Annotated in this window: 29 protein-coding genes; 22 read left to right on the forward strand and 7 right to left on the reverse strand. The window is 55.2% G+C overall.

Annotated features, from left to right (window positions below; genetic code table 11):
• Window positions 1-39: 39 nt before the first annotated feature.
• The 8 genes from BEN30_RS08470 (at window position 40) to BEN30_RS08505 (ending at window position 7148) form a co-directional block, all read left to right on the forward strand.
• Window positions 40-462, forward strand: a complete 423-nt coding sequence (locus BEN30_RS08470; RefSeq protein ID WP_069957911.1) for a dihydroneopterin aldolase — start codon at window positions 40-42, stop codon at window positions 460-462.
• Between the two features lie 414 nt (window positions 463-876).
• Window positions 877-2823 carry an excinuclease ABC subunit UvrC gene (gene uvrC / locus BEN30_RS08475; RefSeq protein WP_069957912.1) on the forward strand — a complete coding sequence of 649 codons (1947 nt, stop codon included), beginning with the start codon at window positions 877-879 and terminating at the stop codon, window positions 2821-2823.
• 66 nt (window positions 2824-2889) lie between these two features.
• Window positions 2890-3486: a CDP-diacylglycerol--glycerol-3-phosphate 3-phosphatidyltransferase gene (gene pgsA, locus BEN30_RS08480; RefSeq protein ID WP_069957913.1), complete on the forward strand. Its 597-nt coding sequence runs from the start codon at window positions 2890-2892 to the stop codon at window positions 3484-3486.
• Between the two features lies 1 nt (window position 3487).
• Window positions 3488-4747, forward strand: a complete 1260-nt coding sequence (gene moeA / locus BEN30_RS08485) for a molybdopterin molybdotransferase MoeA (RefSeq protein ID WP_069957914.1) — start codon at window positions 3488-3490, stop codon at window positions 4745-4747.
• Window positions 4744-4995, forward strand: coding sequence for a molybdopterin converting factor subunit 1 (gene moaD, locus BEN30_RS08490; RefSeq protein ID WP_069957915.1), 252 nt, complete (start codon window positions 4744-4746; stop codon window positions 4993-4995). Before moeA ends, moaD begins: the two co-directional genes overlap by 4 nt.
• A 10-nt stretch (window positions 4996-5005) precedes the next feature.
• Window positions 5006-5458, forward strand: coding sequence for a molybdenum cofactor biosynthesis protein MoaE (locus BEN30_RS08495; RefSeq protein WP_069957916.1), 453 nt, complete (start codon window positions 5006-5008; stop codon window positions 5456-5458).
• 36 nt (window positions 5459-5494) lie between these two features.
• Window positions 5495-6121 (forward strand): HAD family hydrolase, encoded by a 627-nt coding sequence (locus BEN30_RS08500; protein ID WP_281201832.1) that lies wholly within the window; start codon window positions 5495-5497, stop codon window positions 6119-6121.
• Window positions 6122-6305: 184 nt separating this feature from the next.
• On the forward strand, window positions 6306-7148 hold the full coding sequence (locus BEN30_RS08505; RefSeq protein ID WP_069957918.1) for an LOG family protein: 843 nt from the start codon (window positions 6306-6308) through the stop codon (window positions 7146-7148).
• Window positions 7149-7215: 67 nt separating this feature from the next.
• On the opposite strand, the gene BEN30_RS08510 is transcribed toward BEN30_RS08505, so the two are convergent.
• Complete coding sequence (locus BEN30_RS08510) at window positions 7216-8103, reverse strand: branched-chain amino acid aminotransferase (RefSeq protein ID WP_069957919.1); 888 nt, start codon at window positions 8101-8103, stop codon at window positions 7216-7218.
• Window positions 8104-8260: 157 nt separating this feature from the next.
• Here BEN30_RS08510 and BEN30_RS08515 point away from each other — a divergent pair, with 157 nt between their 5' ends.
• From BEN30_RS08515 to BEN30_RS08525, 3 genes are read left to right on the forward strand one after another with little or no spacing between them, the layout of a single operon-like run.
• Entirely contained in the window at window positions 8261-8752 is a 492-nt protein-coding gene (locus BEN30_RS08515; protein WP_069957920.1) for a MarR family winged helix-turn-helix transcriptional regulator, read from the forward strand.
• Between the two features lie 43 nt (window positions 8753-8795).
• On the forward strand, window positions 8796-9500 hold the full coding sequence (locus BEN30_RS08520) for a response regulator (protein ID WP_069957921.1): 705 nt from the start codon (window positions 8796-8798) through the stop codon (window positions 9498-9500).
• Between the two features lie 24 nt (window positions 9501-9524).
• The gene (locus BEN30_RS08525) at window positions 9525-10844 is read left to right on the forward strand and encodes an ATP-binding protein (RefSeq protein ID WP_069957922.1); all 1320 of its coding nucleotides are present in this window, start codon (window positions 9525-9527) and stop codon (window positions 10842-10844) included.
• Window positions 10845-10860: 16 nt separating this feature from the next.
• On the opposite strand, the gene BEN30_RS08530 is transcribed toward BEN30_RS08525, so the two are convergent.
• From BEN30_RS08530 to BEN30_RS08545, 4 genes are all read right to left on the reverse strand, one after another.
• Window positions 10861-11202: a tRNA-binding protein gene (locus BEN30_RS08530; RefSeq protein WP_069957923.1), complete on the reverse strand. Its 342-nt coding sequence runs from the start codon at window positions 11200-11202 to the stop codon at window positions 10861-10863.
• A gap of 10 nt (window positions 11203-11212) precedes the next feature.
• Window positions 11213-12025: a pyrroline-5-carboxylate reductase gene (gene proC / locus BEN30_RS08535; RefSeq protein ID WP_069957924.1), complete on the reverse strand. Its 813-nt coding sequence runs from the start codon at window positions 12023-12025 to the stop codon at window positions 11213-11215.
• A complete protein-coding gene (locus tag BEN30_RS08540; protein ID WP_069957925.1) occupies window positions 12026-12529 on the reverse strand; it encodes a type III secretion system chaperone family protein in 504 nt (167 codons plus the stop codon).
• A 248-nt stretch (window positions 12530-12777) separates the two neighbouring features.
• Window positions 12778-13041: an accessory factor UbiK family protein gene (locus BEN30_RS08545; protein ID WP_069957926.1), complete on the reverse strand. Its 264-nt coding sequence runs from the start codon at window positions 13039-13041 to the stop codon at window positions 12778-12780.
• Between the two features lie 145 nt (window positions 13042-13186).
• Here BEN30_RS08545 and rfaD point away from each other — a divergent pair, with 145 nt between their 5' ends.
• From rfaD to BEN30_RS08560, 3 genes are read left to right on the forward strand one after another with little or no spacing between them, the layout of a single operon-like run.
• The gene (rfaD, locus tag BEN30_RS08550) at window positions 13187-14173 is read left to right on the forward strand and encodes an ADP-glyceromanno-heptose 6-epimerase (RefSeq protein WP_069957927.1); all 987 of its coding nucleotides are present in this window, start codon (window positions 13187-13189) and stop codon (window positions 14171-14173) included.
• Window positions 14174-14197: 24 nt separating this feature from the next.
• The gene (gene lgt, locus BEN30_RS08555; protein ID WP_069957928.1) at window positions 14198-14992 is read left to right on the forward strand and encodes a prolipoprotein diacylglyceryl transferase; all 795 of its coding nucleotides are present in this window, start codon (window positions 14198-14200) and stop codon (window positions 14990-14992) included.
• A 47-nt stretch (window positions 14993-15039) separates the two neighbouring features.
• Window positions 15040-16128, forward strand: a complete 1089-nt coding sequence (locus BEN30_RS08560) for a class I SAM-dependent methyltransferase (RefSeq protein WP_069957929.1) — start codon at window positions 15040-15042, stop codon at window positions 16126-16128.
• A gap of 56 nt (window positions 16129-16184) precedes the next feature.
• On the opposite strand, the gene BEN30_RS08565 is transcribed toward BEN30_RS08560, so the two are convergent.
• The gene (locus BEN30_RS08565) at window positions 16185-16571 is read right to left on the reverse strand and encodes a hypothetical protein (protein ID WP_139134934.1); all 387 of its coding nucleotides are present in this window, start codon (window positions 16569-16571) and stop codon (window positions 16185-16187) included.
• Between the two features lie 24 nt (window positions 16572-16595).
• On the opposite strand from BEN30_RS08565, the gene pgeF reads away from it, so the two are divergent.
• The 7 genes from pgeF (at window position 16596) to BEN30_RS08600 (ending at window position 23303) form a co-directional block, all read left to right on the forward strand.
• Entirely contained in the window at window positions 16596-17360 is a 765-nt protein-coding gene (gene pgeF, locus BEN30_RS08570) for a peptidoglycan editing factor PgeF (RefSeq protein ID WP_069957931.1), read from the forward strand.
• On the forward strand, window positions 17357-18337 hold the full coding sequence (locus BEN30_RS08575) for a hypothetical protein (protein WP_069957932.1): 981 nt from the start codon (window positions 17357-17359) through the stop codon (window positions 18335-18337). The genes pgeF and BEN30_RS08575 overlap by 4 nt, the downstream gene beginning before the upstream one ends.
• Window positions 18338-18616: 279 nt before the next feature.
• On the forward strand, window positions 18617-19552 hold the full coding sequence (locus BEN30_RS08580; RefSeq protein WP_069957933.1) for a ribose-phosphate pyrophosphokinase: 936 nt from the start codon (window positions 18617-18619) through the stop codon (window positions 19550-19552).
• Between the two features lie 125 nt (window positions 19553-19677).
• Window positions 19678-20307, forward strand: coding sequence for a 50S ribosomal protein L25/general stress protein Ctc (locus BEN30_RS08585; RefSeq protein WP_069957934.1), 630 nt, complete (start codon window positions 19678-19680; stop codon window positions 20305-20307).
• 29 nt (window positions 20308-20336) lie between these two features.
• Window positions 20337-20939 (forward strand): aminoacyl-tRNA hydrolase, encoded by a 603-nt coding sequence (gene pth, locus BEN30_RS08590; protein WP_245649021.1) that lies wholly within the window; start codon window positions 20337-20339, stop codon window positions 20937-20939.
• Complete coding sequence (ychF, locus tag BEN30_RS08595; protein WP_069957936.1) at window positions 20939-22039, forward strand: redox-regulated ATPase YchF; 1101 nt, start codon at window positions 20939-20941, stop codon at window positions 22037-22039. The genes pth and ychF overlap by 1 nt, the downstream gene beginning before the upstream one ends.
• A gap of 91 nt (window positions 22040-22130) precedes the next feature.
• Entirely contained in the window at window positions 22131-23303 is a 1173-nt protein-coding gene (locus BEN30_RS08600; protein ID WP_069957937.1) for a type III PLP-dependent enzyme, read from the forward strand.
• 4 nt (window positions 23304-23307) lie between these two features.
• On the opposite strand, the gene BEN30_RS18325 is transcribed toward BEN30_RS08600, so the two are convergent.
• Window positions 23308-23595 (reverse strand): hypothetical protein, encoded by a 288-nt coding sequence (locus BEN30_RS18325; protein WP_139134935.1) that lies wholly within the window; start codon window positions 23593-23595, stop codon window positions 23308-23310.
• A gap of 360 nt (window positions 23596-23955) precedes the next feature.
• Here BEN30_RS18325 and BEN30_RS08605 point away from each other — a divergent pair, with 360 nt between their 5' ends.
• Entirely contained in the window at window positions 23956-24843 is an 888-nt protein-coding gene (locus BEN30_RS08605) for an S-methyl-5'-thioadenosine phosphorylase (RefSeq protein ID WP_069957938.1), read from the forward strand.
• Window positions 24844-24860 lie beyond the last annotated feature (17 nt).

Below are 24860 nucleotides of genomic sequence, written 5' to 3' on the forward strand. Positions count from 1 at the left end.
AACAACTGACCTTCAGCCCCCTCTGAAAAAGGCCTCGCCATGAGCAACGTTCCTTTCCGTCTTGTCCCATCCCCCACCGTTGCCGATGCGCGCAATGGCATTCGCCATGTGTTTGTCCGCGATTTGGTGTTGATGAGCTTTATCGGTGTTCACGATTTTGAACACGGCGTTCAACAGCGTATTCGCCTGAACCTGGATTTGGCAGTGTTCGAAGGCGATATTTCGGCTGTTGCCGATGATATTCAAAATGTCGTCTGTTATGAAAAAATAACCACCGACGTGCGCGCCGTTTGTGACAACGGGCATACCAAGCTGGTGGAAACCTTGGCCGAAGAAATCGCGGTGGTGTGTTTGAAGAGTACACAAGTGCGCTCGGTGCGTGTGCGGGTGGAAAAACTCGATGTGTTTGAAGACGCCGCAAGTGTCGGCGTTGAAATCGAACGCTTTAATCCTGAAGTATAAGTTCACATTTTATTTACCATGTTTTCAAATGGTTCTGAGTAGTCCCCTGTTCGACTTGCGAGCATGGTTTTACACAGCCCCGTGGGTTCTTCGTTGAAACTTGCTTGTAACTTGTCTGTAAGCGGATTGTATAATGCGCAATCCAGAAAATACAAAAAATACAATAAAATCAATAACTTAAGATTTTGCTTATTTATTGGGCAATGTGAAGGACTCTAGGGAGTCCCTGAATGCGATGGCCCTTGGTGCGCATTATGCACAAACTTATCCACAGCATTGGTGGATAGTTCTTCCGTCAACAGCGTTGAATATTTTTATGGGAGAGTGCAACCGATTGAAAGTATGAGAAACCTTTACGCTGAGGCTCTGATGAGCGTATTTTGAGTGATGCACATCACTGAAACACCACCTGAAATGGACCTGGAAAAAGAACCTTCACCCGACCCAAACGTGCCTTTGGTCGGGGTCGAGGTGATTGAACGCTATCTCAAAACCCTGCCCGCAAAACCGGGGGTTTACCGGATGGTGGGTGACGGCGGTAAGGTTTTGTATGTGGGCAAGGCCAAAAACCTGAAAAAGCGGGTGGCGAGCTACACCAAGCCGGACCGCCAGTCGATCCGCATCCGGCGCATGGTGGCGCAAACCCAGGCGATGGAATTTGTCACCACCCACACCGAAGCGGAAGCTCTGCTTTTGGAAGCGAACCTGATTAAAAAGCTGGCACCGCGCTACAATATTCTTTTGCGCGACGATAAAAGTTTTCCTGAAATTCTGGTGACCTCCACCCATGACTACCCCCGAGTGCTGAAGCACCGGGGCGCGCATAAAGAAAAAGGCGACTACTTTGGCCCGTTCGCCAGTGTGTGGGCGGTGAACGAGACCTTGACGATTTTGCAGCGTGCCTTTTTGTTGCGCACGTGCTCTGATTCCGTGTTTGCCAACCGCACCCGGCCATGCTTGCTGTATCAAATCAAACGCTGCTCGGGCCCGTGTGTAGACGGCAATATTGCCGGGAGCGAATATGCTCAATTGGTGGACGAAGCGCGTCAGTTTTTGCAAGGCAAAAGCCAAGATATCCAAAAGCGCTTGGCGGTTCAGATGCAAACCGCCAGTGAAGACTTGGACTATGAAAGCGCCGCGCAATTTCGCGACCGCATCCGCGCGCTCACGCGCATTCAGCAACACCAAGACATCAATCCGGGCACGGTCGTTGATGCCGACGTGGTGGCGCTCAGCCAGAAAAACGGCCTCAATTGCGTTCAGGTGTTCTTTTTTCGGGGCGGACGCAATTTTGGCAATCGCGCGTATTTTCCGGCCCAAGCCAAGGGCGAAGAGACTTCGGATGTGCTGGAAGCTTTTTTGGGTCAGTTCTACGCCGCCCATCTGCCGCCCCGCGAAGTCTTGCTGAGCCAGTCCATTCCCAACGCAACGTTGGTTGCCGATGCCTTGGCGGTGCGGGCCGAACGTAAAGTGAAGCTGTCCCACCCCAGCCGCGGCGATCGTGCGGCTTTGGTGGCGCACGCGTTGGACAATGCCCGCGAAGCGTTGGCCCGGCGCGCCGCCGAATACGCCAGCCAGGAACATTTGATGGAAGAAATGGCGACATTGTTTGGTTTGGATGCCCCGCCCAACCGGATCGAAGTTTATGACAACTCCCACGTCTCGGGCACCCATGCGGTGGGTGCGATGATCGTCGCGGGACCGGAAGGCTTTCGCAAAAACGCGTATCGAAAATTCAACATTCGGGGGGCGTCTAACGTGCCAGCGGATGAACGATTGGGCGAGCAAAATGAGGATGAAGGCGGATATTCCCCCGGCGACGACTACGCCATGATGCGTGAAGTGCTCACCCGGCGCTTCAAGCGCGCCCTGAAAGACGTCGAAGACCAAGGCGGAACACGCGGTGCGGAGTGGCCCGACTTGCTGTTGATTGACGGCGGGAAGGGGCAATTGGGTGTGGTGCTGGAGGTTCTGAAAGAGTTAGGGATAGAAGGGGTGACGGTCGCCGGCATCGCCAAGGGGCCGGATCGCAACGCCGGGCGGGAACGGATATTTTTGCCCGGCCAAGCGCCCAAGCAGCTGCAAGAGCGCGATCAGGTGCTGTATTTCATCCAACGCCTGCGTGATGAAGCGCATCGCTTTGCTATTGGTACCCATCGGGGGCGCCGCCTCAAAGCGCAGCAGCATTCCAAACTGGACGATATTCCATCCATCGGGGCGAAGCGCAAGAAGGCCCTGCTGCATCACTTCGGATCGGCCAAGTCCGTCGAAGAGGCGGGACTGGTGGATTTGGAGGCTGTGGACGGAATTTCCAAAGCCACCGCAAAACAAATTTATGACTGGTTTCATCCCGACACGTAGAGGGCTAGAATGCACAAGTCTCGAATCCAAATTGGTCCCCATTTTTAGATCTCTAAGCGTAGAATTATGGTTTTAAACATCCCCAACGTCCTGACGGTTTCCCGCATTCTGGCCATTCCCGTGGTGCTCGCCTTCATCGCATGGGGTGGGCCTTTGGGCAATTGGCTGGCTTTTTCGGCGTATACGTATGCCTGCATCACTGATTTTTTTGACGGCTATCTGGCGCGCGCATGGCATCAGCAGTCGGCATTTGGTCGGTTTTTAGACCCTATCGCCGATAAGCTTTTGGTGGCGGGCGTTCTGTTCATGCTGGTGGGGGTCGAAAGCGTGAGTGGCGTACACATTTTACCGGCTGCCATTATTCTTTGCCGGGAAATTTTGGTGTCAGGGTTGCGGGAATTTCTGGCTGAAGCTCGCGTCGGCTTGCCGGTGAGCTTGTTGGCAAAATGGAAGACTACCATTCAGATGCTGGCGCTGGGATTTCTCATCGTGGGCAACGTTGGCCCTGACTTTGGCTTCGCGACCACCTGGGAAATTGGCGTTTATGGCTTGTGGATTGCGGCCCTTATCACCATCATCACAGGGTATGATTATTTGCGTGCGGGGCTGCGCCACATCGCAGAGGCGGACGCGGCTGCCGAAAAAAATCCTGAGGGTAATTAACATGACGGGCTTGCAAGACGACTGTTTCAAAATCGGCGATGACCTGTTGGCCTTTGAAGAAGGTCTGAGAATCTTAAAAGAGCGCACCCATGTTGTGGTGGGAACGGAATTGGTCGCCCTTGGCAACGCATTGGGCCGCGTTTTGGCCCAAGACATCAGCGCGCCGCGCGATGTTCCGCCACATGACAATTCGGCCGTTGACGGCTATGGCGTACGGTTTTCTGACCTGAGCAGCACCGGGCAAACCCGACTTCCCGTCACCGCGCGCATCGCTGCGGGCCATCCTTTGGACCGCGCCAGTGAAGCCGGCGAAGCCGTGCAGATTTTCACCGGCGCCCCCGTTCCTGCCGGAATGGACACGGTGTTCATGCAAGAAGATGTGGCGTTGGATGGCGATCATGTGATCTTGCCCCAGGGCATCAAGTGTGGTGCCAATCGGCGCAAGCAAGGCGAAGACGTGAGATCTGGCGATGTCGTGTTGAAGACTGGACAACTGCTCCGTGCCCAGGAAATCGGCTTGGCCGCGTCGCTGGGTTTGGGCAAGTTAAAAGTATACTCGCGCTTGCGTTGCGCCGTTTTTTCCACCGGCGATGAAGTTTTTGACCCAACCTTTGATGAAGCCAAAGAGGGGGCGATCTATGACGCCAATCGCTACACCATCGGGGCCATGCTCAAGGGGCTGGGGTGCGAAGTCACAGATTTGGGTATTTTACCCGACCGGGTCGCGGACATTCGCTCGGCCCTGCACGATGCTTATCCGGGGCACGATTTGATCATCACGTCGGGCGGCGTCAGCCTGGGCGAAGAAGATCACATCACCCATGTGGTGCAAAGTTTGGGCTCGATCGATTTTTGGCGCTTGGCGATCAAACCCGGTCGTCCTATGGCTTTTGGTAAAATCGTCGACACGGCGTTTGTCGGCCTACCCGGAAATCCCGTTGCGGCGATGGTGACGTTCATGCGCATTGCCCGCCCGTTGATCATGAGGTTGTCGGGACGTTTGGAAGTAGACCCGCACATTTACCGCATTCCGGCCGCGTTCTCGATGAGCAAAAAAGCTGGACGTCGCGAATGGCTGCGGGCCAATTTGCAGCGGGATGAAAACGGTCATGTCTTTGTTCACAAACACCCGTCTCAAGGTTCTGGGGTTTTGACCTCCATGGTCGCCAGTGATGGTTTGGTAGAATTGGTTGAAGACTTAACCCAAGTCAACGAAGGCGACTTGGTCGACTTTTTGCCGTTTGTGGAGGTTGCGTCGTGAAGGTTTTGTATTTTGCGTGGTTGAAGGAAAAGACCGGACTCAGTTCTGAAGACGTGGACCTTCCGAACGGTGTCACCGATGTGTCGGGGTTTGTTGCCTGGTTGCAAGGGCGAGGCGATGGTTACGCCGATGCCTTTGGTGACGCGTCCATTGTGCGCGTCGCCGTGAACCAAGAACACGTCGAAATGTCGCACCCCTTAAGCAACGGTGACGAGGTTGCTTTTTTCCCGCCAGTAACGGGCGGATAGGGGGGCATCCATGATCCGCGTGCAAGAAGATGACTTTGATCCGGGCTTGGAGCTTGAACGTCTGAGTGCGGGCAATCATGGCATCGGCGGGGTTTGCTCGTTCATTGGATTGGTGCGCGATATTGCCGATGATGAACAGGTTTCCGCGATGACTTTGGAACATTACCCGGGCATGACGCAAAAGCAGCTTGAAGCCATCGAAAAAGAAGCCCACGCCCGTTGGCCGCTGGACGCCACCTTGATCATTCACCGTTATGGTCGGTTAGAAGCCGGCGCGCGGATCGTCTTTGTCGCCACCGCCAGCGCCCACAGAGACGCAGCGTTTGAAGCCTGTCACTTCTTGATGGATTGGCTGAAAACAAAAGCACCCTTTTGGAAAAAAGAAACCACCGAGGCCGGCGATCAATGGGTCGAAGCGAAAGACAGTGACGAGCAGGCCACCCGGCGTTGGAACAAGACCTAAAGTCTTCGGGGGAGAAAACACATTCTGTTCGACGCCATTTTTTTTGATTTTGACGGCGTACTTGTTGAAAGTGCGGACATCAAAACCGATGCCTTTCGCGTTTTGTATGGCCAATTTGGTCAAGACGTGGTGGCAAGATGCGTCGCCCATCATAGCTATCATGCGGGCATCTCGCGGGTCCGGAAAATTCAGCATTACCACAGCACATTTTTGCACCAATCTTTGAGCCCTAAGGAGCTTGATGCCTGGGTCGGTCGCTATTCGGACCTGGTCGAAGCCCAGGTTGTGGCGGCTCCCGCAGTTCTGGGCGTTGAGGCCTTTTTGCACTCGGCCAGCGCTCAGTTGCCGTTGTTCGTGATTTCCGGTACCCCCCAAGAAGAATTGAAGCGTATCGTCACAGCGCGTGGATGGGATGGTTTCTTTTCAGAGGTTCACGGCTCTCCGCGTCTGAAGACGGACATCATTGATGACATTGCCGGGCGGACAAACTTGGACTTAAGCCGGGTGCTGTTTGTGGGCGATGCGATGACGGACTTCGACGCCGCTAAAGAGAGAGGCGTTGCCTTTTTGGGCAGGGTCGCTCCTCATCACGACAATCCTTTTTCACCGGGTACGGAAATCGTTGAAGACCTGACGGGCCTTTTTCAGCGGGTAGGGATGTAAACACAAAGCGAGCAGCTTTTGCGCTGCCCGTTTTTTTGCTCACAGGATTTTTCCTGTGCGCAATGCGTTTTATAGATATGGGTGTCATCTAAACCGTTTCCCATCACTTCATCGTGAATACTTGCCAAAGCCTTGAAAGGCGTAAACAATATGTGTTCACGAGAGCTAAGCACTGGAGACACACATGATCCGTAAGCGCGCAGACCGAGGTGTTGATGAGGCCGTCCCAAAGCCCGTCAAAGCCTATACGGACTTAAATTTCCTCAACAGCCGCGCCGGGCGACCGATGCGGATTTTGGCGGAGTTTTTAGAGCCCGAAGACCGCTTTGAGCGCCACAACGTGTCCGACACCATTGTGTTTTTTGGTTCGGCGCGTATCCGTTCTCGCGAGGTGGCCGAGGAGGCTTTGGACTCGGCGAAGAAGCACGGGGGTGATGTTGAACGGGCCGAACAGACGTTGCAGATGTCGCGTTATTATGAAGAGGCCCGTGAACTCTCAAGGCGCTTAACGGAGTGGTCCAAGGGCCTGACGGGACGCTCAAAACGTTTTGTGATGTGCACGGGTGGCGGCCCCGGCATTATGGAAGCTGCCAACAGAGGCGCTGCCGACGCCAAAGGTCACAACATCGGCCTGAACATTTCCCTGCCGTTTGAACAGCATGAAAACCCATATATTTCGCACGAACTGTCGTTCGATTTTCATTACTTTTTTATGCGCAAGTTCTGGTTTTCGTATCTGGCAAAGGCGATGATCGTGTTTCCCGGCGGTTACGGGACCTTGGATGAGTTTTTTGAACTGATGACGTTGGTGTCGACGCGCAAAATGGGCAAGGCCATGCCCGTGATTCTGTATGGCAGTGACTACTGGAAAGAGATTTTGAACCTAGACGCCATGGTCAAGTTCGGCACCATTTCGCCAAGCGATCTGGAGCTGTTTCATTGCTCGGACAGCGTCGACGACGCGTACGATTATCTCACCAAGATGCTCAGCGAACATCATTTGGATAAGCCTGGCGGGGGGATGTGAAAAGGCTCGAGTCATAAAAAAAGGCCGGGATTTCCCGGCCTTTTTACGTAGAAGCGTGTCTTGTGAATTAAGACACCAGCACTTTGCCGACGGCTTTGTCGTAATCGGCCATCAAAGTTTTGGTGAGGTCGCCGACCGTATAGGTGTGCTCATCGATTTTGCCGACAGGTGTCACTTCGGCGGCCGTCCCGGTCAAGAAGATCTGGGTGGCGTTGGCCAGTTCGTCGGGCATGATCACGCGTTCAACCACTTCGATGTCGCGTGAGCGGGCCAGATCGATAACCGTGCGTCGAGTGATGCCGTCGAGGAAACAATCGGGAATGGGCGTGTGTAATTTGCCGTCGCCCATTTCCATGAAGATGTTCGCGCCGGTGGCTTCGGAAACCTGTCCGCGCCAATCCAACAGCAAAGAATCCGTGTAGCCTGCTTGTTCTGCGTCGTGTTTGGACAGGGTGGCAATCATGTACAACCCGGTCGCCTTGGCATGTACCGGAGCAGATTCAGGCGGCGGGCGGCGCCATTTGGAGGTTTTCAGGCTGATGCCCTTGGCACGCGCTTCGGGGGAAAAATAGCTGGGCCATTCCCACGCCGCCACGGCCAAGTGGATGGTGTTTTTTTGTGCCGCAACACCCATCATTTCGCTGCCCCGCCACGCGATGGGACGCAGGTAGCCGTCAGAGATGGAGTTGGCGGCGCAGGCATCGACGCAGGCTTGGTCAATTTGTTCAACGCTGAAGGGGATTTCAAAGCCCATGATGCGGGCAGAATTGATCAAGCGTTCGGAATGCTCACGCAGCTTAAAAATTTGGCCGCCGTACATGCGCACGCCTTCAAAAACACCGGAACCATAGTGCAGGGCATGGGTCAGCAAATGGACTTTGGCATCGCGCCAGTCCACCATTTCGCCGTCGTACCAGATGCTTCCATCTCGATCATCGTAAGCTGATCCCGCCATTGTCTTCACCCTTCTCGTTTTTAAAGTTCCAAAAATTGAAGAATTTTTGTAATATTATTACAATGAATTGGCTTATCTCATCATTGTTGTTGCGTTTTTTATCAGGATCGGACATATATGTCAATAACACTGTCTTATTTTTGAAGGTGCAATTGCGATGAGCCCTGAAGATGAATTGAGCCCCTATCTCAGTGATGAAGAGCTGCGCCAGGCCTTGGAGCTTTTGTTTTTCGCGTACCGGGACTTCACCGGAGAGCCGGACGCGATTTTGGCCAGCGATGGATTTGGCCGGGCGCATCACCGGGTGATTTATTTTGTGAAGCGCAATCCGTCCATCACCGTGAACCACCTTTTGGGCATCTTAAAAATCACCAAACAAAGCCTGTCGAGGGTGTTGGGGCAGTTGATCAATGAGGGCTACATCAATCAACAAACGGATTCCTCTGACAGGCGGCGGCGGACGTTGACCCTGACGCCCAAGGGGGAAGCCTTGGAAGGGCGGCTCACGGGCTGCCAAAGTGCGCGCATTGGCGGGGCTTACCGGGCGGCGGGGGCGGAGGCCGTCAAGGGTTTTAAGGCGGTGCTGACGCAAATCATCAACGCCGATGACCGGGCCCGGTTCACGGGTGGTGGCCCTCACACCGATTGAAGTGCTAAAGTGCCCATTCGGCTAGGCGTAGGAGCTTTGGGGGATGACAGCAGACCTTCCGCATATCTTGGTGGTGGATGACGATGATCGTCTCCGCGAATTGCTGCGCAAGTATCTCAGCGACAATGGGTTTGTGGTGATCTCCGCCACCGATGCCGCCAATGCACGGGCCAAATTGGCATCTTTGGCGTTCGATTTGATCATCTTGGATTTGATGATGCCGGGGGAAAGCGGTCTCGAATTCGCCGCTGATTATCGCAAGTCCTCAACCACCCCCATTTTGATGCTGACTGCCATGGGCGAGGCCGAAGACCGCATTCGGGGTTTGGAAAACGGTGCCGACGATTACCTGACCAAGCCGTTTGAACCTCGTGAATTGTTGCTGCGGGTGAACAATATCTTGAAGCGCGTTGTCCGTCCAACGGCGGCTGACGACGGTCCGCGCTTGGTTCATATGGGCACAGCCAGCTTCGATTTGGATCGTGGCCAGTTGATGGTCGACGGCCAACCGGTTCGCCTCACCACGGTGGAAGTCCAATTGTTGAAAGTCTTGGCCGAACGTCCGGGCGCGCCGTTTTCGCGTGATGATCTGATTGAACGCACCGGTGCGGGTGCCGATGCGGGTGGCGGTGGACGCGCCGTAGATGTTCAAGTGACGCGCTTGCGGCGTAAAATTGAAACCGACCCAAAGCTGCCACGGTATCTTCAAACCGTGCGGGGAAAGGGCTATGTTCTGACGCCCGACTGAGGCCCCTGACATAGGATCACGCCCATGCACTTTTCGACCATGCTGAAACCGTATCTGCCCAAAAGTCTGTTGGGCCGTTCCGTGCTCATCATTGTGACGCCGCTGATTTTGCTGCAGGTGATCAGCGCCACGGTGTTTTTTGAAAACCACTGGGAGAAAGTCGGGCGTCGCCTCGCGCTGGGGGTGGCGGGGGAAATCGCGGTGGCTATAGACGGCATGCGTCGCGCGACCGATTCATCGTCTCGGCTGGCGTTGTTCCAGCAAATGCGAGGCGCGTTGCAGTTGGATCTGCACTATGAGCCGGGTGGCGTCCTCAAAGACACGCGTAAATTGGGGGAAACGATTTTGGTGCGCCAAATGACGGGGGCTATGGACGAAACCGTGAACAAGCCGCACCGCATTGATGCCGAAAGCAGCGATCGCTTTGTCGATATTGACGTGCAGTTGGCTGACGGCGTGTTGAGCGTGACGGTGCCCCGCAAGCGGTTGTTTTCTACCACGACCTATGTGTTTGTGCTGTGGATGGCGGGCACATCCATGCTGTTGTTCGCGGTGGCGATGGTTTTTATGCGCAATCAGGTGCGTCCCATTCGCCGTCTCGCTCAAGCCGCCAACGACTTTGGCATGGGTCGTGATACGCCGCGTTTCAAACCCGAAGGGGCCAGTGAGGTGCGCCGGGCAGCAGGCGCGTTCATCGCCATGCGCAATCGCATCCGCCGCCATATCCAACAGCGCACCGACATGCTGGCAGGGGTTTCGCATGACCTGCGCACGCCCTTGACGCGCATGAAGCTGCAATTGGAAATGATGGATGGCGTCGATGGTGTGGCGGACTTAAAAACCGACATCACCGACATGGAACATATGCTGGAAGAGTATCTGGCCTTCGCCCGCGGTGAAGGCGGGGAGGCGACGGTTGAATTCAGCCTTTCCGATATGCTGCAAGACATCACCACCCAAGCACGGCGCAAAAGTGCGGCCATAGATTTGCATTGCGAAGGCGACATTCGTGCGCCGATCAAACCCAACGCCTTAAAGCGCGCGTTGACCAACTTGGTGGAAAATTCCATTCGCCATGGGCAGAACGTTTCCATTCGTTCAGGGGTGCGCGCCGAGACTGTGGAAATCGTCATTGATGACGACGGCCCCGGAATCCCGCCGGAAAATCGCAACGATGTGTTCAAACCATTTTTTCGCCTGGATAAGTCGCGCAATTCGGGAACCGGCGGGGTGGGGCTGGGCATGACCATCGCGCGCGATGTGATCCGCGGCCACGGGGGGGAAATCGTTTTGGATGACGCCCCCGGTGGCGGGCTGCGGGTGCGGGTGTCGTTGCCTGTTTAGCCTCTGATTTTGGCTGTTAAAACAGCCGTCCGCCCAGAGGTGCGAAGTGGTCGGGTTTGAGCAGTACGACTTCACCATCCACGTCCGGCACGCCCAGCACCAAAACCTCACTCATAAAACTACCGATTTGGCGGGGCGGGAAGTTGACAACCGCAAGCACTTGTTTGCCCATCAGCATGTGCGGTTGGTAGTGCTTGGTGATTTGTGCAGAGCTTTTGCGCATGCCGATGTCGTCGCCAAAATCGATCCACAGTTTGATGGCGGGTTTGCGGGCTTCGGGAAAGGCCTCGGCACGCATCACTTGTCCGACCCGGATATCGACTTTGAGAAAATCATCAAAGGTGATTTGGTCGGCCATTTTTAGGCCCCTAACCGGCGAGCTCTTTGGATCGCCGGGTTGCCGCCTCGATGGCTTTACTCATCAGGTCTTCGAGGCCGTCGGGTGCCATCAAAACATCCAACGCCGCCGCCGTGGTGCCGCCCGGTGAGGTGACGTTTTGGCGCAGGGTCGAAGCCGGTTCTGAGGATTGATGCAGCAGTTCGCCTGCCCCGGCCACGGTGACGCGCGCCAGCTTGTCGGACAGCTCGGGCGACAGACCAACCTTTCGCCCAGCGGCGCTCATGGCTTCGGCCAGTAAAAAGATATACGCCGGGCCGCTGCCGGACACCGCTGTGACGGCATCCATGTGCCGTTCTTCATCGACCCATTCGACATCGCCGACCGCTTGGAGCAATTGGTCGCAGAGCTTGCGTTGTTTTCCCGATACATTGGCATTGGCGCAGCCCACCGTGATGCCGCGCCCCACGGACGCAGGCGTGTTGGGCATGGCCCGCACAATGGCGGCCTCAGAGCCCAAGATCATTTCAAAGCTGGCAATGGTGCGTCCCGCTGCGATGGACAAAAACACCGTGCCCGCCTTCGCCAAGTTTTGGTAGGGCGGCAAGATTTGGTTCATCACCTGGGGTTTGACGGCCAACACGGCGACACTGGGAGCATAGCCCTTGGGCAAGTCATGGGCATCACTGACCGCCAACACACCGTATTTGCCCGCCAACGTGGCGGCCAGCTCGGTGCTGGGTTCAACAATGGTGATATCAGAAGCATTGGTGCCTTGGTCGAGCCAGCCTTCCAGCAGGGCACCGCCCATCTTGCCGCAGCCGACGAGCAGAAGTTTTGGCATTTAAGCCTCGCCCACCGTGACCAACAGGGCCGCTTCCATTGCTTGTTCGGCGGTTTGACCACCCCAAATCACGTACTGGAATGCCGGGTAGAAACGCTCGCATTCATAAAGCGCCGTTTCGACCATGTCTTGGACTTGTTCGATGGTCGGTGCTTCTGCTCCGCGCAAGGGCAGCGCATGGCGAAACATCGGCAGGCCTTGTTCTACCCACAAGGTGAAATGGCCGAGCCATAATTTTTCGTTGGCCAGCATCAACAGCTCATACACGGCGGAACGTTTGTCTTTGTGGATGCGCATGTCAAAGGCACAAGTCAGCTGCATCGCTTCGGCATTGTCACTCCACGTGAAGTACATGGAGTAATCGCACCACTTGCCGGGAACTTGAACGGCAATTTCCGTGTCGCAGCTGCGTTCGGATTGCCACTCGTAAAGACCCACGGTCTGTTCGACCACGTCCATCGGGTGGTGTTGCGAAACGTCAATCGTACGGTGCAATGTTGGCATCGTGTCGAACCCCTCAGTCCACTTTATGTGCGCCTTTATGGCGTGAGCACTAGATTTAGTGTGTCGAAGGCCAAGCCCTCTCGCAAGGTGGAGCAAGTGGTTTTTTGTGGATAAAGCGAGTCTTTTGCGTGAGTCTCAATGATTCCAAAGCGTTAGTTCCGATTCGCAAAAACACCCCCGAATCGGGCGAATCGGGAGTGCTAAGGGATTCAGAAACTTGGGTTTTTTAAAAACCGGAGAGAATCGGATCACTTTTTCGTTTTGGCCGTTTTCAATTGAGCTTCCAGGGCCTCGATACGGGCATTGAGCTTGTCTTGTTCGGTGCGGGCTTTAACGGCCATGGCTTTGACGGCGTCAAATTCTTCGCGGGTGACCAAGTTCATGTCGCCCAGCAGCTTTTCCACATGACGGCGCAACATGCCATCGGCATCGCCTTTTAATCCCGTGACGGCGGATACGGCACCGCTTGCCACTTTGGCCATGTCGTCGAGAATGCGGTTCTTGGTCTGCATGTGAAAAGTCCTCTGATTTCGATTGGACGCGCAGTATAGCGGGGGTGTGCCATGCCGCGCAAGCTGGGCGGCAACCTCACGGCTTGTCGAAGTCCGTCCTGGGCCTTATAAAGCAAGAAGCGCAAATCAAAGGGACTTTTCTAGGATGTACATCGTCACCGGCGGGGCCGGATTTATCGGTTCTAACATCGTGTGGGCGTTGGAACAACGCGGCTACAGCAAGATTGTCGTGGTTGATCGGATGCGCGACGGGCAAAAGTGGAAGAACATCGCCAAGCGCGAGCTTTATGATGTTGTTCATCCCGACGACTTGCCCGAGTTTATGGAAGACAACAAAACCAACATCGAAGCGATTTTCCACATGGGGGCGATTTCGTCCACCACAGAAACCGACGTCGATAAAATCATGGACAACAATTTCCGCCTGTCGATGGATTTGTGGAAATGGTCCATTGCGCATCACGTGCGTTATATCTATGCGTCCAGTGCCGCGACGTATGGGGGCGGTGAAAACGGTTTTGTCGATAACGCCAGCATTGATGCCTTGGCGCCTTTGACTCCTTTGAATCCTTATGGTTGGAGCAAGCAGCTGTTCGATCGCTGTGTCGCGCGCTCGCTCGCCAACAATGAACCGCATCCGCCGCAATGGGCGGGGCTGAAGTTTTTTAACGTCTATGGGCCTAACGAATATCACAAGGGGTCCATGCAAAGCGTGGTCAGCCATGTGTTTCCGGTGGCGACCAAGGGCGAAACGGCCAAGCTGTTTCAATCGCATCACCCCGATTATGAAGATGGCGGGCAGTTGCGCGATTTTGTCTCGGTCGACGATTGCGTTGATGTGATGATGTGGCTGTTGGACAATCCCGGCGTTTCGGGACTGTTCAATTGCGGCACCGGGCTGGCGCGACCGTTTAAAGATTTAGCCGCCGCCGTGTACACGGCCTTGGGCCAAGAGCCGAAAATTGAATACGTGCCTACGCCCGAGCATCTGCGCGGAAAATACCAATATTATACCCAGGCCGATATGACCAAGCTGCGGGCTGCGGGCTATGATCGTCCTTTCATGTCGTTGGAAGAAGGTGTGCGCCGTTACGTGCAGGACTTTTTGTTCACCGACGATCCCTATCGCTGACCTTAACCACGAATTAGGCACTTCATGTTTGCCATAGCCTTTCCCATGATTGACCCGGTGCTGGTCCAATTCGGCCCCATCGCCATTCGCTGGTACGCGTTGGCCTATATCGCCGGGCTGGTTTTGGGTTGGCGTTATATGATTTGGCTGGCGGGTCAGCCGGGCGCGTTGGTGAAGTCCCAAGACGCCGACGATTTTTTAACCTGGGCGGTGCTGGGCGTTATCTTGGGCGGTCGGTTGGGCTATGTGCTGTTTTACAAACCTGCCTATTATTTTGCCCATCCGCTTGAAATCTTGCAAACGTGGCAAGGCGGGATGTCGTTTCACGGCGGGTTCTTGGGTGTGTTGGTGGCGACCTTGATCTATTGCCGCAGGCGCGACATTCGTTTTTGGGCGTTTATCGATATGGCGGCGGTGGTGACTCCCATCGGTTTGTTTTTTGGCCGCATCGCCAACTTCATCAATTCTGAATTGTGGGGCCGTACCACCGATGTGCCGTGGGCTTTTGTATTTCCCAACGGCGGGCCCTATCCGCGCCATCCCAGTCAATTGTACGAAGCCGGACTGGAAGGTTTGGTGTTGTTGGTGGTGCTACATATGGTGTGGCGACAAGACCGCTGGCGGACCAAGCCGGGGGTGATTTCGGGCGCGTTTCTCATCGGTTACGGATTGTCGCGCATCATCGTTGAATTTTTCCGCCAGCCGGACGCCCATCTGGGCTTTTTGGCCGGTGGCGCGACCATGGGCCAACTGTTGTCGGTGCCGATGGTTCTTGCGGGCATGGCACTTATTGCATATGCCAAAAAGCGAACTACATAAAAGCGGCCTCCCCCCAAAAGCAATGGACCAAAAGCATTGGATAAGACATGAGCGCACTTTTCGACATCATTAAGGCTGAAATTTCTGCAGATGGCCCCATCACGGTGGCACGTTATATGGAATTGGCTTTGGGCCATGCAGAGCACGGCTACTACAAAAAACAAGATCCCTTCGGTGAAGATGGGGATTTCGTCACTGCACCGGAAATCAGTCAAATGTTTGGTGAAATGATTGGCCTGTGGATGGCGGTGGTGTGGCAAGCCATGGGCCAGCCCGACCCGATCAATGTCGTCGAAGTCGGTCCCGGTCGCGGCACCTTGATGGCCGATGCGCTGCGGGCGGCCTATGCCATGGAAGAGTTTGACGATGCGGCGCGCCTGTGGCTGATCGAAACCAGCCCGGCGCTGCGCGAAAAGCAAAAACGCGCCCTGGCGCAGGCCATGATGATGCCGGCGTGGCGAGAAACCTTCACTGAAGTCGGCTCCGGCCCATCCATCGTCATCGGCAACGAATTTTTCGACGCGCTGCCCATCCGCCAGTTTGAGCGCGCCAACGACGGCTGGCGTGAACGCTTGGTGGGCTTGGATGAGGACGGCGACCAGTTTGAATTTACCTTGTCCAAGGATTTGGCCGACAGCACCTTGATCCCCGATGATTTGCGCGATTCAACCCCGCCCGGCGGCATTTTTGAACTTCAACAAGCGGCTTGTGAGGTGATGCGTGACATTGCCCAGCGGGTGGTCGAAAGTGGCGGCGCGGCACTGTTTTTTGATTACGGCCATGGCGAACACGGTGTCGGTGAAACCTTGCAGGCGGTAAAAAAACACCAATTTGCGGACGTCTTGAAAACGCCGGGTGATGCAGACTTAACGGCGCACGTGGACTTTGCACAACTCATGATAGCAGCCCGTGAGGCTGGAGCCGAAGTCCTGGGCCCGGTTCCGCAAGGGGCCTTTTTGGACCGTTTGGGCATGCGCCATCGCGCCGATATGTTGATGTTGAACGCGGGTGAAGGACACACCGCTGAAATTGATGCGGCGTACAAGCGCTTGACCGAAGCGGATCAAATGGGGGTGTTGTTTAAGGTCATCGCCGTTGTGCCACCGGGATTTGGCGTTCCGCCCTGGGCCGAGTAATGGGGCCGCGTAATGAGGTCGAATGAAGGCGCTGCGTAACGGAAATAGGGGCTCAATTATAAAACCGTCATGCGGCCAATGGCTTCGTTGCGCGACACGTTAACGGTTTGCAGCATCATCTGCGCTTGCGTATTTTGGCTCAGGTTTTCAACCAAAATACTGCCCAGTTGAGACCAGTCGGCTTCAATTTGATCACCGACTTTTGCGGTAAGCCGACCAATCGTTTCCAGGACCATGCACTTTTGATCCATCGATTCGACAACAATCGCACCAAGTTGATGGTTAACCGCAACAATCGTGCCTTTCATTGGGCATCCCTTATTCATGCTGTCTAAGCTTATGTCAATCAACGTATCATTGCTAAAAACATAGGTAAAGCTCATTAAAATGTTACCTTGAACGGCTTGTTTTGAAGACTTTGTATCGAAGAGGTTGGCTTTCAAGTCGCGAAGCCCTTAAATGCACATATGCTAAACGCAACAACCCTTAATCATCCGACCATCCTTCATGGCTTTCTCACCCGCGAAGGCGGGGTGAGTGACGGCATTTATGCGGGTTTGAATTGCGGGCCGGGTTCGCGGGATTTGCCTGCCTCCGTGACGGAAAATCGTCGCCGTGCCTTGGGCCAGGTGGGCCTGGGCGCGGCCCGATTGGTGACGTGTTATCAAATCCATTCTCCCCATGTGGTGCGGGTGACGACACCTTGGGACGCGGCATCACCACCTCAAGCGGACGCCATGGTGACCGACCGGCCAGGCTTGGCGCTGGGGATTTTAACGGCCGATTGCGCGCCGGTGCTGTTTGCCGACTTTGACGCCGGGATTGTGGGGGCCGCTCATGCCGGGTGGAAAGGGGCCGTGGGCGGTGTTTTGCAAGCGACCGTCTCTGAAATGGTAGCGCTGGGAGCTAAAATCAGCCGCATTCACGCCGCCGTTGGCCCCTGTATTCATCAGCCGTCCTATGAGGTTGGCGAAGAGTTGCGTTTGCAGGTGATCTCCGCGTCGTCGTGGGCTGATTGGTGCTTTCAACGCTCAGCACGCGCTGGCCACTATCAATTCGATCTGCCCAGTTACGTCAGCGGAGAATTGCAGCGCTTAGATCTGGGTACGGTTGAGATTGTCGATTGGGACACCTACGCAGATGAAGCGCGTTTTTTCAGCTATCGGCGCACCACCCATCGGGGCGAGCCGGATTATGGACGGCAAATGTCCATCATCGGTTTGCAGCCATGATGCGTTTGGTGTCGCTGGCAGGGGCCTTCAGAGCATTGGTGGTGGTGGGGAGCGTTTTGGCGTTGAGCAGCTGTATAGACGCAGCCGCCAAGCGCACCACCCATTGGGATGAGTACTACGCCCGCACCAACACGCCGCGCGCCCATGTGCAGGTGGTGCCGCCCGAAGGCACCACCTTGCCGATGGCCGAGCTGATCGCCGAATATGTGGTCAGTCACTTGCAAAGAGAGAAAATTTCCGCCGCCGTTGGCGACGGTAAAGCTTCCGACGGACAGTATTTTATTCTCACCGGGTTGGCGGAAGAAAATTTGACCGACCCGCACATCAGATATCACCACGTTTTGCGCTGGGTCCTAACGAATGCCAATGGACAGGTGATTTCCACCTACAGCCACGGTGTTGAGGGCACGGATCAAGAATGGCAATTTGGCGATCCTCGACTGCTGAGCGCCATTGGCTTTGGCACGGCCGGTCCTATTGCCAAGATGATTTTGGCGGAAACCAAGGCCACTGTGCCCATTGACCCGTTGCGCCGGGGGCTTTTGGTGGAGCAGGTTTCAGGACTGAATGACGAAAACAGTGCGCATTTAACCCGCGCTGTGGCAGATGCATTGCGCACTTCGGACGTGTTTGTAACCGGCGATCCGCGCCAGGCTTCGTTTCGCTTGGCCGGTCATGTCGATGTCGCCCGGGCCGATGACGGTTTTGACGATATCAGTATTGTCTGGCGTGTTTTAACCATGGACGGGCGCGAATTGGGCAATGCGGTGCAAGAAAACCGTCTGCCTTGGGGAGCCGTCGAAGGGCGCTGGACGGAATTGGCCCCGAGCGTCGCCAAGGCTGCCGCGGTGGGTGTCGAGCATGTGTTCGGTACGCGCGCCGGGCCCCCGCCGGGTGCCCCCGAACGGGCTCGAGGAGAGCCGCCACGCATCGTCTTGCCGGGCGAACCGGGACGCGCGCCGCCCCCGCCTCAATAGCCGCCTCAAGAGCAGGTTCAAAGCCGTGGCGCGTGTACAAGCCGTCGCTTTTGCCCTTTGTGGGGCGCGATTATGGGCTCAACGGTGCGATTTGCCCGAAATTCCCCTGTTTTAAGGCGCATTGTCCGTTTACAGGGACGATCTGCCTTGGTATGTTCCGCCGCGTTTCACGTTGGTCATCGTTGAGAAATAATCAGCCCGTTAAGGCTTATATCTTTGCGCAAAAGGTGGACGTATCCTGAATGGCCTTAGGGCCGGAAGTTGAGCCGGGTCAAATCGATGAAGATTATCGCAGGCAATAGCAATCTGCCGTTGGCCGAAGCCATTTCCGCTGAAATGGGCTTGTCGCCAGCCAAGAGCACCATCCGGCGTTTCTCCGATATGGAGATTTTCGTCGAAATTCAGGAAAACGTGCGCGGCGAAGACGTCTTCGTCATTCAGTCCACGTCCTATCCTGCGAACGATAACCTGATGGAATTGCTGGTTGTGATTGACGCTTTGCGCCGGGGTTCCGCGCGCCGCATCACGGCTGTTTTGCCCTATTTTGGGTATGCCCGCCAAGACCGCAAACCCGCACCGCGCACGCCGATTTCGGCCAAGCTGGTTGCCAATATGATCACCGCTGCGGGTGCGGATCGGGTTCTCACCTTGGATTTGCACGCCGGTCAAATTCAGGGTTTCTTCGATATTCCGCTGGATAACCTTTATGCAGCCCCCGTGTTTACCCGCGACATCAAGGCGCGTCTGCATGGCGAAAACAACATCACCGTGGTTTCGCCCGACGTTGGCGGTGTGGTGCGTGCGCGCGCCGTTGCCAAGCGTTTGGACGCTGATTTGGCGATTATTGACAAGCGCCGTGAACGCGCCGGCGTTTCCGAAGTGATGAACATTATCGGTGACGTGGAAAATCGTCGTTGCATTTTGATCGACGATATAGTTGATTCCGGCGGCACCCTTTGCAATGCAGCGGTTGCCTTGAAAGAGGCCGGAGCGTTGGAGGTTTATGCCTACATCACCCACGGCGTGCTTTCGGGCGGTGCAGTGGCACGTATTACAGCCTCGCCTTTGCAAATGTTGGTTGTGACCGACAGCATCCAAGCGACGGAAGCGGTCAAAAAGGCCCATAATATCGAACAGCTTACGATTGCGCAGTTGATGGCCGAAGCCATCCAGCGCATCAGCAACGAAACCTCGGTTTCGTCCCTCTTTGACTGATTGGGTTCGATAAAACAGAGATACCCGGCCAGGGTCTGAACTTGAAAAAGTTGGGCCATGGGCGGGTTTTGGAGGACGCAGACACCCCTGGAGGTTTGCGTCGATTATGTAAAGGAGATAGCCAAATGGCTTCTAATGCTTTTGAGCTGAACGCTGAAATGCGTGAGCGGGCAGGTAAGGGGGCAGCCCGCGCGACCCGCCGTGCGGGGCGCGTGCCTGCCGTCATCTATGGTGACAAAAAAGAATCCGTTATGATTTCTGTTGTGCCGCTTGAACTGAAACGTTTGATTCAAACCGGTAGCTTTTTTTCGCATCTGGTGGAAATCAAAGTCGGTGGCGACGTCCACCGCGTGATCCCGCGCGACATTCAAATGCACCCGGTCACTGATCGTCCGGTTCACGTTGACTTCATGCGCATTTCCAAGGGTTCGACCATTACGGTGAGCGTTCCCATTCACTTCACCAACGAATTGGCCTCACCGGGTCTCAAGTTTGGTGGCGTGTTGAACACCGTGCGCCACGATGTCGAATTGGAAGTTTCGCCGGAATCCATTCCGGAATTCATCGAAGTCGATTTGACCGGCTACGAAGTGGGTGATTCCATCCACATCAGTGCGATTAAATTGCCGGCCGGTGCGACCCCGACCATTACGGATCGCGACTTCACCATTGCGACCATTGCGGCGCCGACTGTATCTAAAGCGACGGATGACAGCGAAGCGGCAACGGAAGAAGATGAGGGCGAGGAGGCGTAATCCTCCCGCAGCTTCTAATGTATCTTGTTGTGGGGCTTGGAAATCCTGGCGAAAAATATGCCCGGAACCGCCACAACATCGGGTTTATGGCGGCGGACGAGATCGTTCGCCGCCATTCCTTTTCGCCCTACCGGGCTAAGTTTCAAGGTGAGATCGCTGAGGGTAAAATCGGAACCCATAGGGTTTTGGTGCTCAAGCCGCAGACCTTCATGAACGAATCTGGTCGGTCCGTTAAAGAGGTGGTCACGTTCTATAAGATCGCCCCCGAAGATATCTTGGTGTTGCATGACGAGCTGGATTTGGCCCCCGGTAAGTTGCGCGTCAAACGGGGCGGAGGGCATGCCGGGCACAACGGCCTGCGCTCGCTCCACGCCCACGTTGGCGATGTCTATACGCGGGTGCGGTTGGGCATTGGCCATCCGGGCTCCAAAGAACAAGTTACGGGCCATGTGCTAAATGACTTTGCCAAGGCGGACCAAGATTGGATGACACCCCAATTGGACGCGGTGGCCGACAACATCGAATTGATTTTTGCGGAGCAAGACTCCGAATTTATGAGCCGTGTGGCACAGGCGGTGAAACCGCCCCGAAGCTCCAATACGACGGCGAAAACTGAAAAGGGCGAAAGCTAATGGGTTTTAAATGCGGTATTGTGGGTCTTCCCAACGTGGGCAAGTCCACCCTCTTTAATGCGCTCACGGCGACCGCCGCGGCGGAAGCGGCAAATTTCCCGTTTTGCACCATTGAGCCCAACGTTGGGCGCGTCGGTGTGCCGGACCCGCGCTTGGACATGATCGCCAAGATCGGTGGTTCGGCCAAAATTGTCCCAACCCAACTGGAATTTGTCGACATTGCGGGTTTGGTGCGTGGTGCGTCAAAGGGCGAAGGTCTGGGCAACCAGTTTTTGGCCAACATCCGTGAAACCGATGCCATCATCAAAGTGGTGCGCTGCTTTATCGATGAAAACGTCACCCACGTCGAAGGCGATGTGGACCCCATCCGGGATGCGGAAACCATCGAAACCGAATTGATGCTGGCCGATATGGAAAGCTTAGAGCGGCGCGTGACATCGTTGGGCAAAAAAGCCAAGGGCGGTGACAAGGATTCCAAAATGCAATTGGACCTTGTGGAACGCGCCTTAAAAGTTTTGGAACAAGGTAAGCCGGCCCGCACCATGGAGGTCTCTGAAGACGAAGCCAAATCGTTTCAGATGCTGCAATTGCTGACGGCCAAGCCGATCTTGTTTGTGTGCAATGTTGAAGAAGAGGCCGCCGCCGAAGGCAATGCGTTGTCGGCAAAAGTCGCTGAAATGGCAACAGCACAGGGGGCGCGCTCCGTCGTGATTTCGGCCAAAATCGAAGAAGAGGTCAGCCAACTCGACAGCGAAGAAGAAAAACAGGAGTTTCTGGAAACCTTAGGGCTGGAAGAAACCGGACTGGCGCGCGTGATCCGCGAAGGCTATGCGTTGCTGGGATTGATCACGTTCTTCACCGTGGGTCCCAAAGAAGCACGGGCCTGGACCGTGCATAAGGGGGCCAAGGCCCCGCAAGCCGCAGGCGCCATCCATTCCGATTTTGAGCGGGGCTTTATCAAAGCTGAAACCATCGCCTATACGGATTTTGTTGAACTGGGGGGCGAGCAGGCCTGTAAAGAAGCCGGTAAAATGCGCCAAGAAGGCCGCGATTACCTAGTCCATGACGGAGATTTGATGCTGTTTCGTTTTAACGTGTAAGACATTTTTTGGGATGATGGATTGCCAAATGAACGGTGACACGACACTGTAAAGACAAGATTGTTTCATTTATGGGTTGAGGGGTTAAGGCATGGTTTCGAAGGTCCGTCACTTTGCGTCCGTTCGGTCGTTGGTGGAAACGCTCAAACCCAGTTACCCCATTTATTGTCTGCACCCTGACGAAATCAAACGCTGTGCGGAACAGTTTCTCGATCTTTTTCCGGGTCGCGTGCTGTATGCGGTGAAGTGCAATCCGCATCCGCTGGTTCTCGACATACTCTACAAAGCGGGTATTCGTCATTTTGATACGGCCTCGCTCAGCGAAATTGCCTTAATTCGCGAAACCTACGCCAATGCGGAAGCCTACTTTATGCACCCCGTAAAAGGCCGTGCGGAAATTGACGCGGCCCGGGATGTTTACGAGATTGATCACTGGATGATCGATCACGAAGACGAACTGCGCAAGATCATCGATGTTTCGGGCACCGGCGATGGACAGGTGGTGCTGGTGCGCTTGGCGACCCGTCCGTTTGGCTCTGCTTTTGAATTGTCCAAAAAGTTTGGAGCAAGCCAAGATGAAGTCGCCAGACTTCTGCGTCTGGTTGCCAAAGAAGGCTTTCAGCCGGGTTTGGCCTTTCATGTTGGTTCCCAATGTCGCACCCCGGAAGCCTTTCGTGATGCTTTTCGGGCGGTGCGGGATGTTTTGCAAGCGTCAGGCGAAGCCATTTTTTATCTCGACGTGGGCGGCGGCTTTCCGGCTGACTACGTCGATGATCGCCCCCCCGCATTCGCCGAATACGTTCAGGCCGTTAAAGAAGGCGTGCAGTCGCTGAAATTGCGCGGTGATTGTGTGTTGATGTGTGAACCAGGGCGTGCCTTGGTGGCCAGTGGCTGCACCTTGCTCACCCAGGTGCAGTTGCGCAAAGACGATGCCATTTATATCAACGACGGCATCTATCACAGTCTGTCGGAAAGTTTGGACGGCCATATTCATTATCCGGCGCGTCTGGTGCGGGTGAAAGGGGAGCCGTCAACCACCCTGAAGCCGTTTACGGTGTTTGGACCCACCTGCGACAGCAGCGACGTGATGCCTTATCAGGTTGAACTGCCAGATGATGTGCGCGAAGGCGACTGGATCGAATTTGGCCAGGCTGGAGCTTACACCAACTCCATGCGCACGGCGTTCAATGGCTTTTACCCAGACACCTTCGTCACCGTGGATGAGCCGCCCTTTTTCATCGCGCCCGACAAGACAGACACCTAAAATTCTAACGGCAGGTTGCGGTGTAACCGTTCAGCGATGTGTAGGTGGTTCGCACCAGTAACCGTGCGTTCATTTGATCCGTAAAGCGGTCCAGTTGCTCCATCATTTTTTTGTCGCCGATGTCGTTGCTTGGGGCATAGACCTGTTCGCTTTGGGCAATATCGTGCAGGTGTTTTTCGACGCCTCTCCCGTGGTTATGAAAACACGTCTTGATCAAGCGCTGCTGGACGATTTGGTGCGTTGATAACGTCCAAGAATATGGCGTAGTGCGGCCCCGTGCTCGGTCATCCATGAGGAGCCAAGGCATCGTCCGTAAGCAACAGGGCCGCTTTTGAAGCTGGATAATTTAAGGCGGACTCATCGGCAATGCTGGCGGACGACAGACAGACGATACAGGTTGCCACCAACAGAAGACCCAAGAGATGTGCCAAAGGGAATGGCAAAAGCCTACTGAAAGGATGATTTTGTTTCAATCGCATAGGTATTTCATAATGCAAAACTCAATCATAAAAATATGTGAGAGAATTTATCCCTGTCGTGAAGGGAATTCAGGCTTTGCGGGACTATTCGTCCCCATAAGGTCGTGCTAAAACGACTTAAAGGTCCCTTTTGTGGGGCTTAGTTGATTGTTTAGACCAAGGGAGTACCCCCCATGACGGCACCCGGCACACCGCCCATCATCGGCGTTATCGGCGGCAGCGGTATTTATGAAATCGACGGCCTGGAAAACACCAGCTGGCAAAAGGTCGGAAGTTCCTTTGGCGAGCCATCTGATGAATTGCTGTTTGGTGAGTTGGCGGGGCAGCAGATGGTGTTTTTGCCGCGTCACGGTCGGGGCCATCGCATCCCCCCGTCAGAGCTGAATTTTCGCGCCAATATCGATGCCTTGAAGCGCGCAGGTGTGACGGAGATTCTATCCGTTTCCGCGTGTGGCTCGCTCAATGGTGAAATGCCGCCGGGCACCTTTGTCATTTGCGACCAATTCATCGACCGCACGTTCGCGCGAGAAAAGAGTTTCTTCGGCACCGGTCTGGTGGCCCATGTGGGGCTGGGCGATCCGGTGTGCACGCGCTTGGGCGATGCTTTGGAAGAGGCAGCAACCGAGTTGGGCCTCGATTTCAAACGCGGTGGTACCTATCTGGCCATGGAAGGCCCGCAGTTTTCCACCCAGGCGGAATCCCATTTGTACCGCAGCTGGGGCTGCGACGTCATCGGCATGACCAACATGCCCGAGGCCAAATTGGCCCGCGAGGCCGAGATGTGTTACGCCACCGTCGCCATGGTGACGGATTTCGATTGCTGGCACCCCGACCACGACCACGTCACCGTCGACAGCATCATCAAAACCCTGTTGGACAATGCCGATAAAGGCCGCGCGTTGGTGAAAGCCGTTGCGCCAAAATTGGCGGGTCGTACGGTCAGCTGTACATCGGGCTGCCAAACTGCGCTGGATACCGCTATCATTACATCCCCGGACGCACGCGATCCGGCCATGATCAAAAAACTCGATGCCGTCGCTGGGCGGGTTTTGAAAGGCTAACATCATGCCAATGCCTG

Source organism: Magnetovibrio blakemorei, assembly GCF_001746755.1.
Lineage (GTDB): Bacteria > Pseudomonadota > Alphaproteobacteria > Rhodospirillales > Magnetovibrionaceae > Magnetovibrio > Magnetovibrio blakemorei.

What these genes read in the sequence shown, in the direction of transcription:
- BEN30_RS08470 (WP_069957911.1), top strand. Translation starts at nt 40, where the DNA reads ATGAGCAACGTTCCTTTCCGTCTTGTCCCATCCCCCACCGTTGCCGAT.
- uvrC (WP_069957912.1), top strand. Translation starts at nt 877, where the DNA reads ATGGACCTGGAAAAAGAACCTTCACCCGACCCAAACGTGCCTTTGGTC.
- pgsA (WP_069957913.1), top strand. Translation starts at nt 2,890, where the DNA reads ATGGTTTTAAACATCCCCAACGTCCTGACGGTTTCCCGCATTCTGGCC.
- moeA (WP_069957914.1), top strand. Translation starts at nt 3,488, where the DNA reads ATGACGGGCTTGCAAGACGACTGTTTCAAAATCGGCGATGACCTGTTG.
- BEN30_RS08495 (WP_069957916.1), top strand. Translation starts at nt 5,006, where the DNA reads ATGATCCGCGTGCAAGAAGATGACTTTGATCCGGGCTTGGAGCTTGAA.
- BEN30_RS08505 (WP_069957918.1), top strand. Translation starts at nt 6,306, where the DNA reads ATGATCCGTAAGCGCGCAGACCGAGGTGTTGATGAGGCCGTCCCAAAG.
- BEN30_RS08510 (WP_069957919.1), bottom strand. Translation starts at nt 8,103, where the DNA reads ATGGCGGGATCAGCTTACGATGATCGAGATGGAAGCATCTGGTACGAC.
- BEN30_RS08515 (WP_069957920.1), top strand. Translation starts at nt 8,261, where the DNA reads ATGAGCCCTGAAGATGAATTGAGCCCCTATCTCAGTGATGAAGAGCTG.
- BEN30_RS08520 (WP_069957921.1), top strand. Translation starts at nt 8,796, where the DNA reads ATGACAGCAGACCTTCCGCATATCTTGGTGGTGGATGACGATGATCGT.
- BEN30_RS08525 (WP_069957922.1), top strand. Translation starts at nt 9,525, where the DNA reads ATGCACTTTTCGACCATGCTGAAACCGTATCTGCCCAAAAGTCTGTTG.
- BEN30_RS08530 (WP_069957923.1), bottom strand. Translation starts at nt 11,202, where the DNA reads ATGGCCGACCAAATCACCTTTGATGATTTTCTCAAAGTCGATATCCGG.
- proC (WP_069957924.1), bottom strand. Translation starts at nt 12,025, where the DNA reads ATGCCAAAACTTCTGCTCGTCGGCTGCGGCAAGATGGGCGGTGCCCTG.
- BEN30_RS08540 (WP_069957925.1), bottom strand. Translation starts at nt 12,529, where the DNA reads ATGCCAACATTGCACCGTACGATTGACGTTTCGCAACACCACCCGATG.
- BEN30_RS08545 (WP_069957926.1), bottom strand. Translation starts at nt 13,041, where the DNA reads ATGCAGACCAAGAACCGCATTCTCGACGACATGGCCAAAGTGGCAAGC.
- rfaD (WP_069957927.1), top strand. Translation starts at nt 13,187, where the DNA reads ATGTACATCGTCACCGGCGGGGCCGGATTTATCGGTTCTAACATCGTG.
- lgt (WP_069957928.1), top strand. Translation starts at nt 14,198, where the DNA reads ATGTTTGCCATAGCCTTTCCCATGATTGACCCGGTGCTGGTCCAATTC.
- BEN30_RS08560 (WP_069957929.1), top strand. Translation starts at nt 15,040, where the DNA reads ATGAGCGCACTTTTCGACATCATTAAGGCTGAAATTTCTGCAGATGGC.
- pgeF (WP_069957931.1), top strand. Translation starts at nt 16,596, where the DNA reads ATGCTAAACGCAACAACCCTTAATCATCCGACCATCCTTCATGGCTTT.
- BEN30_RS08575 (WP_069957932.1), top strand. Translation starts at nt 17,357, where the DNA reads ATGATGCGTTTGGTGTCGCTGGCAGGGGCCTTCAGAGCATTGGTGGTG.
- BEN30_RS08580 (WP_069957933.1), top strand. Translation starts at nt 18,617, where the DNA reads ATGAAGATTATCGCAGGCAATAGCAATCTGCCGTTGGCCGAAGCCATT.
- BEN30_RS08585 (WP_069957934.1), top strand. Translation starts at nt 19,678, where the DNA reads ATGGCTTCTAATGCTTTTGAGCTGAACGCTGAAATGCGTGAGCGGGCA.
- ychF (WP_069957936.1), top strand. Translation starts at nt 20,939, where the DNA reads ATGGGTTTTAAATGCGGTATTGTGGGTCTTCCCAACGTGGGCAAGTCC.
- BEN30_RS08600 (WP_069957937.1), top strand. Translation starts at nt 22,131, where the DNA reads ATGGTTTCGAAGGTCCGTCACTTTGCGTCCGTTCGGTCGTTGGTGGAA.
- BEN30_RS18325 (WP_139134935.1), bottom strand. Translation starts at nt 23,595, where the DNA reads ATGGATGACCGAGCACGGGGCCGCACTACGCCATATTCTTGGACGTTA.
- BEN30_RS08605 (WP_069957938.1), top strand. Translation starts at nt 23,956, where the DNA reads ATGACGGCACCCGGCACACCGCCCATCATCGGCGTTATCGGCGGCAGC.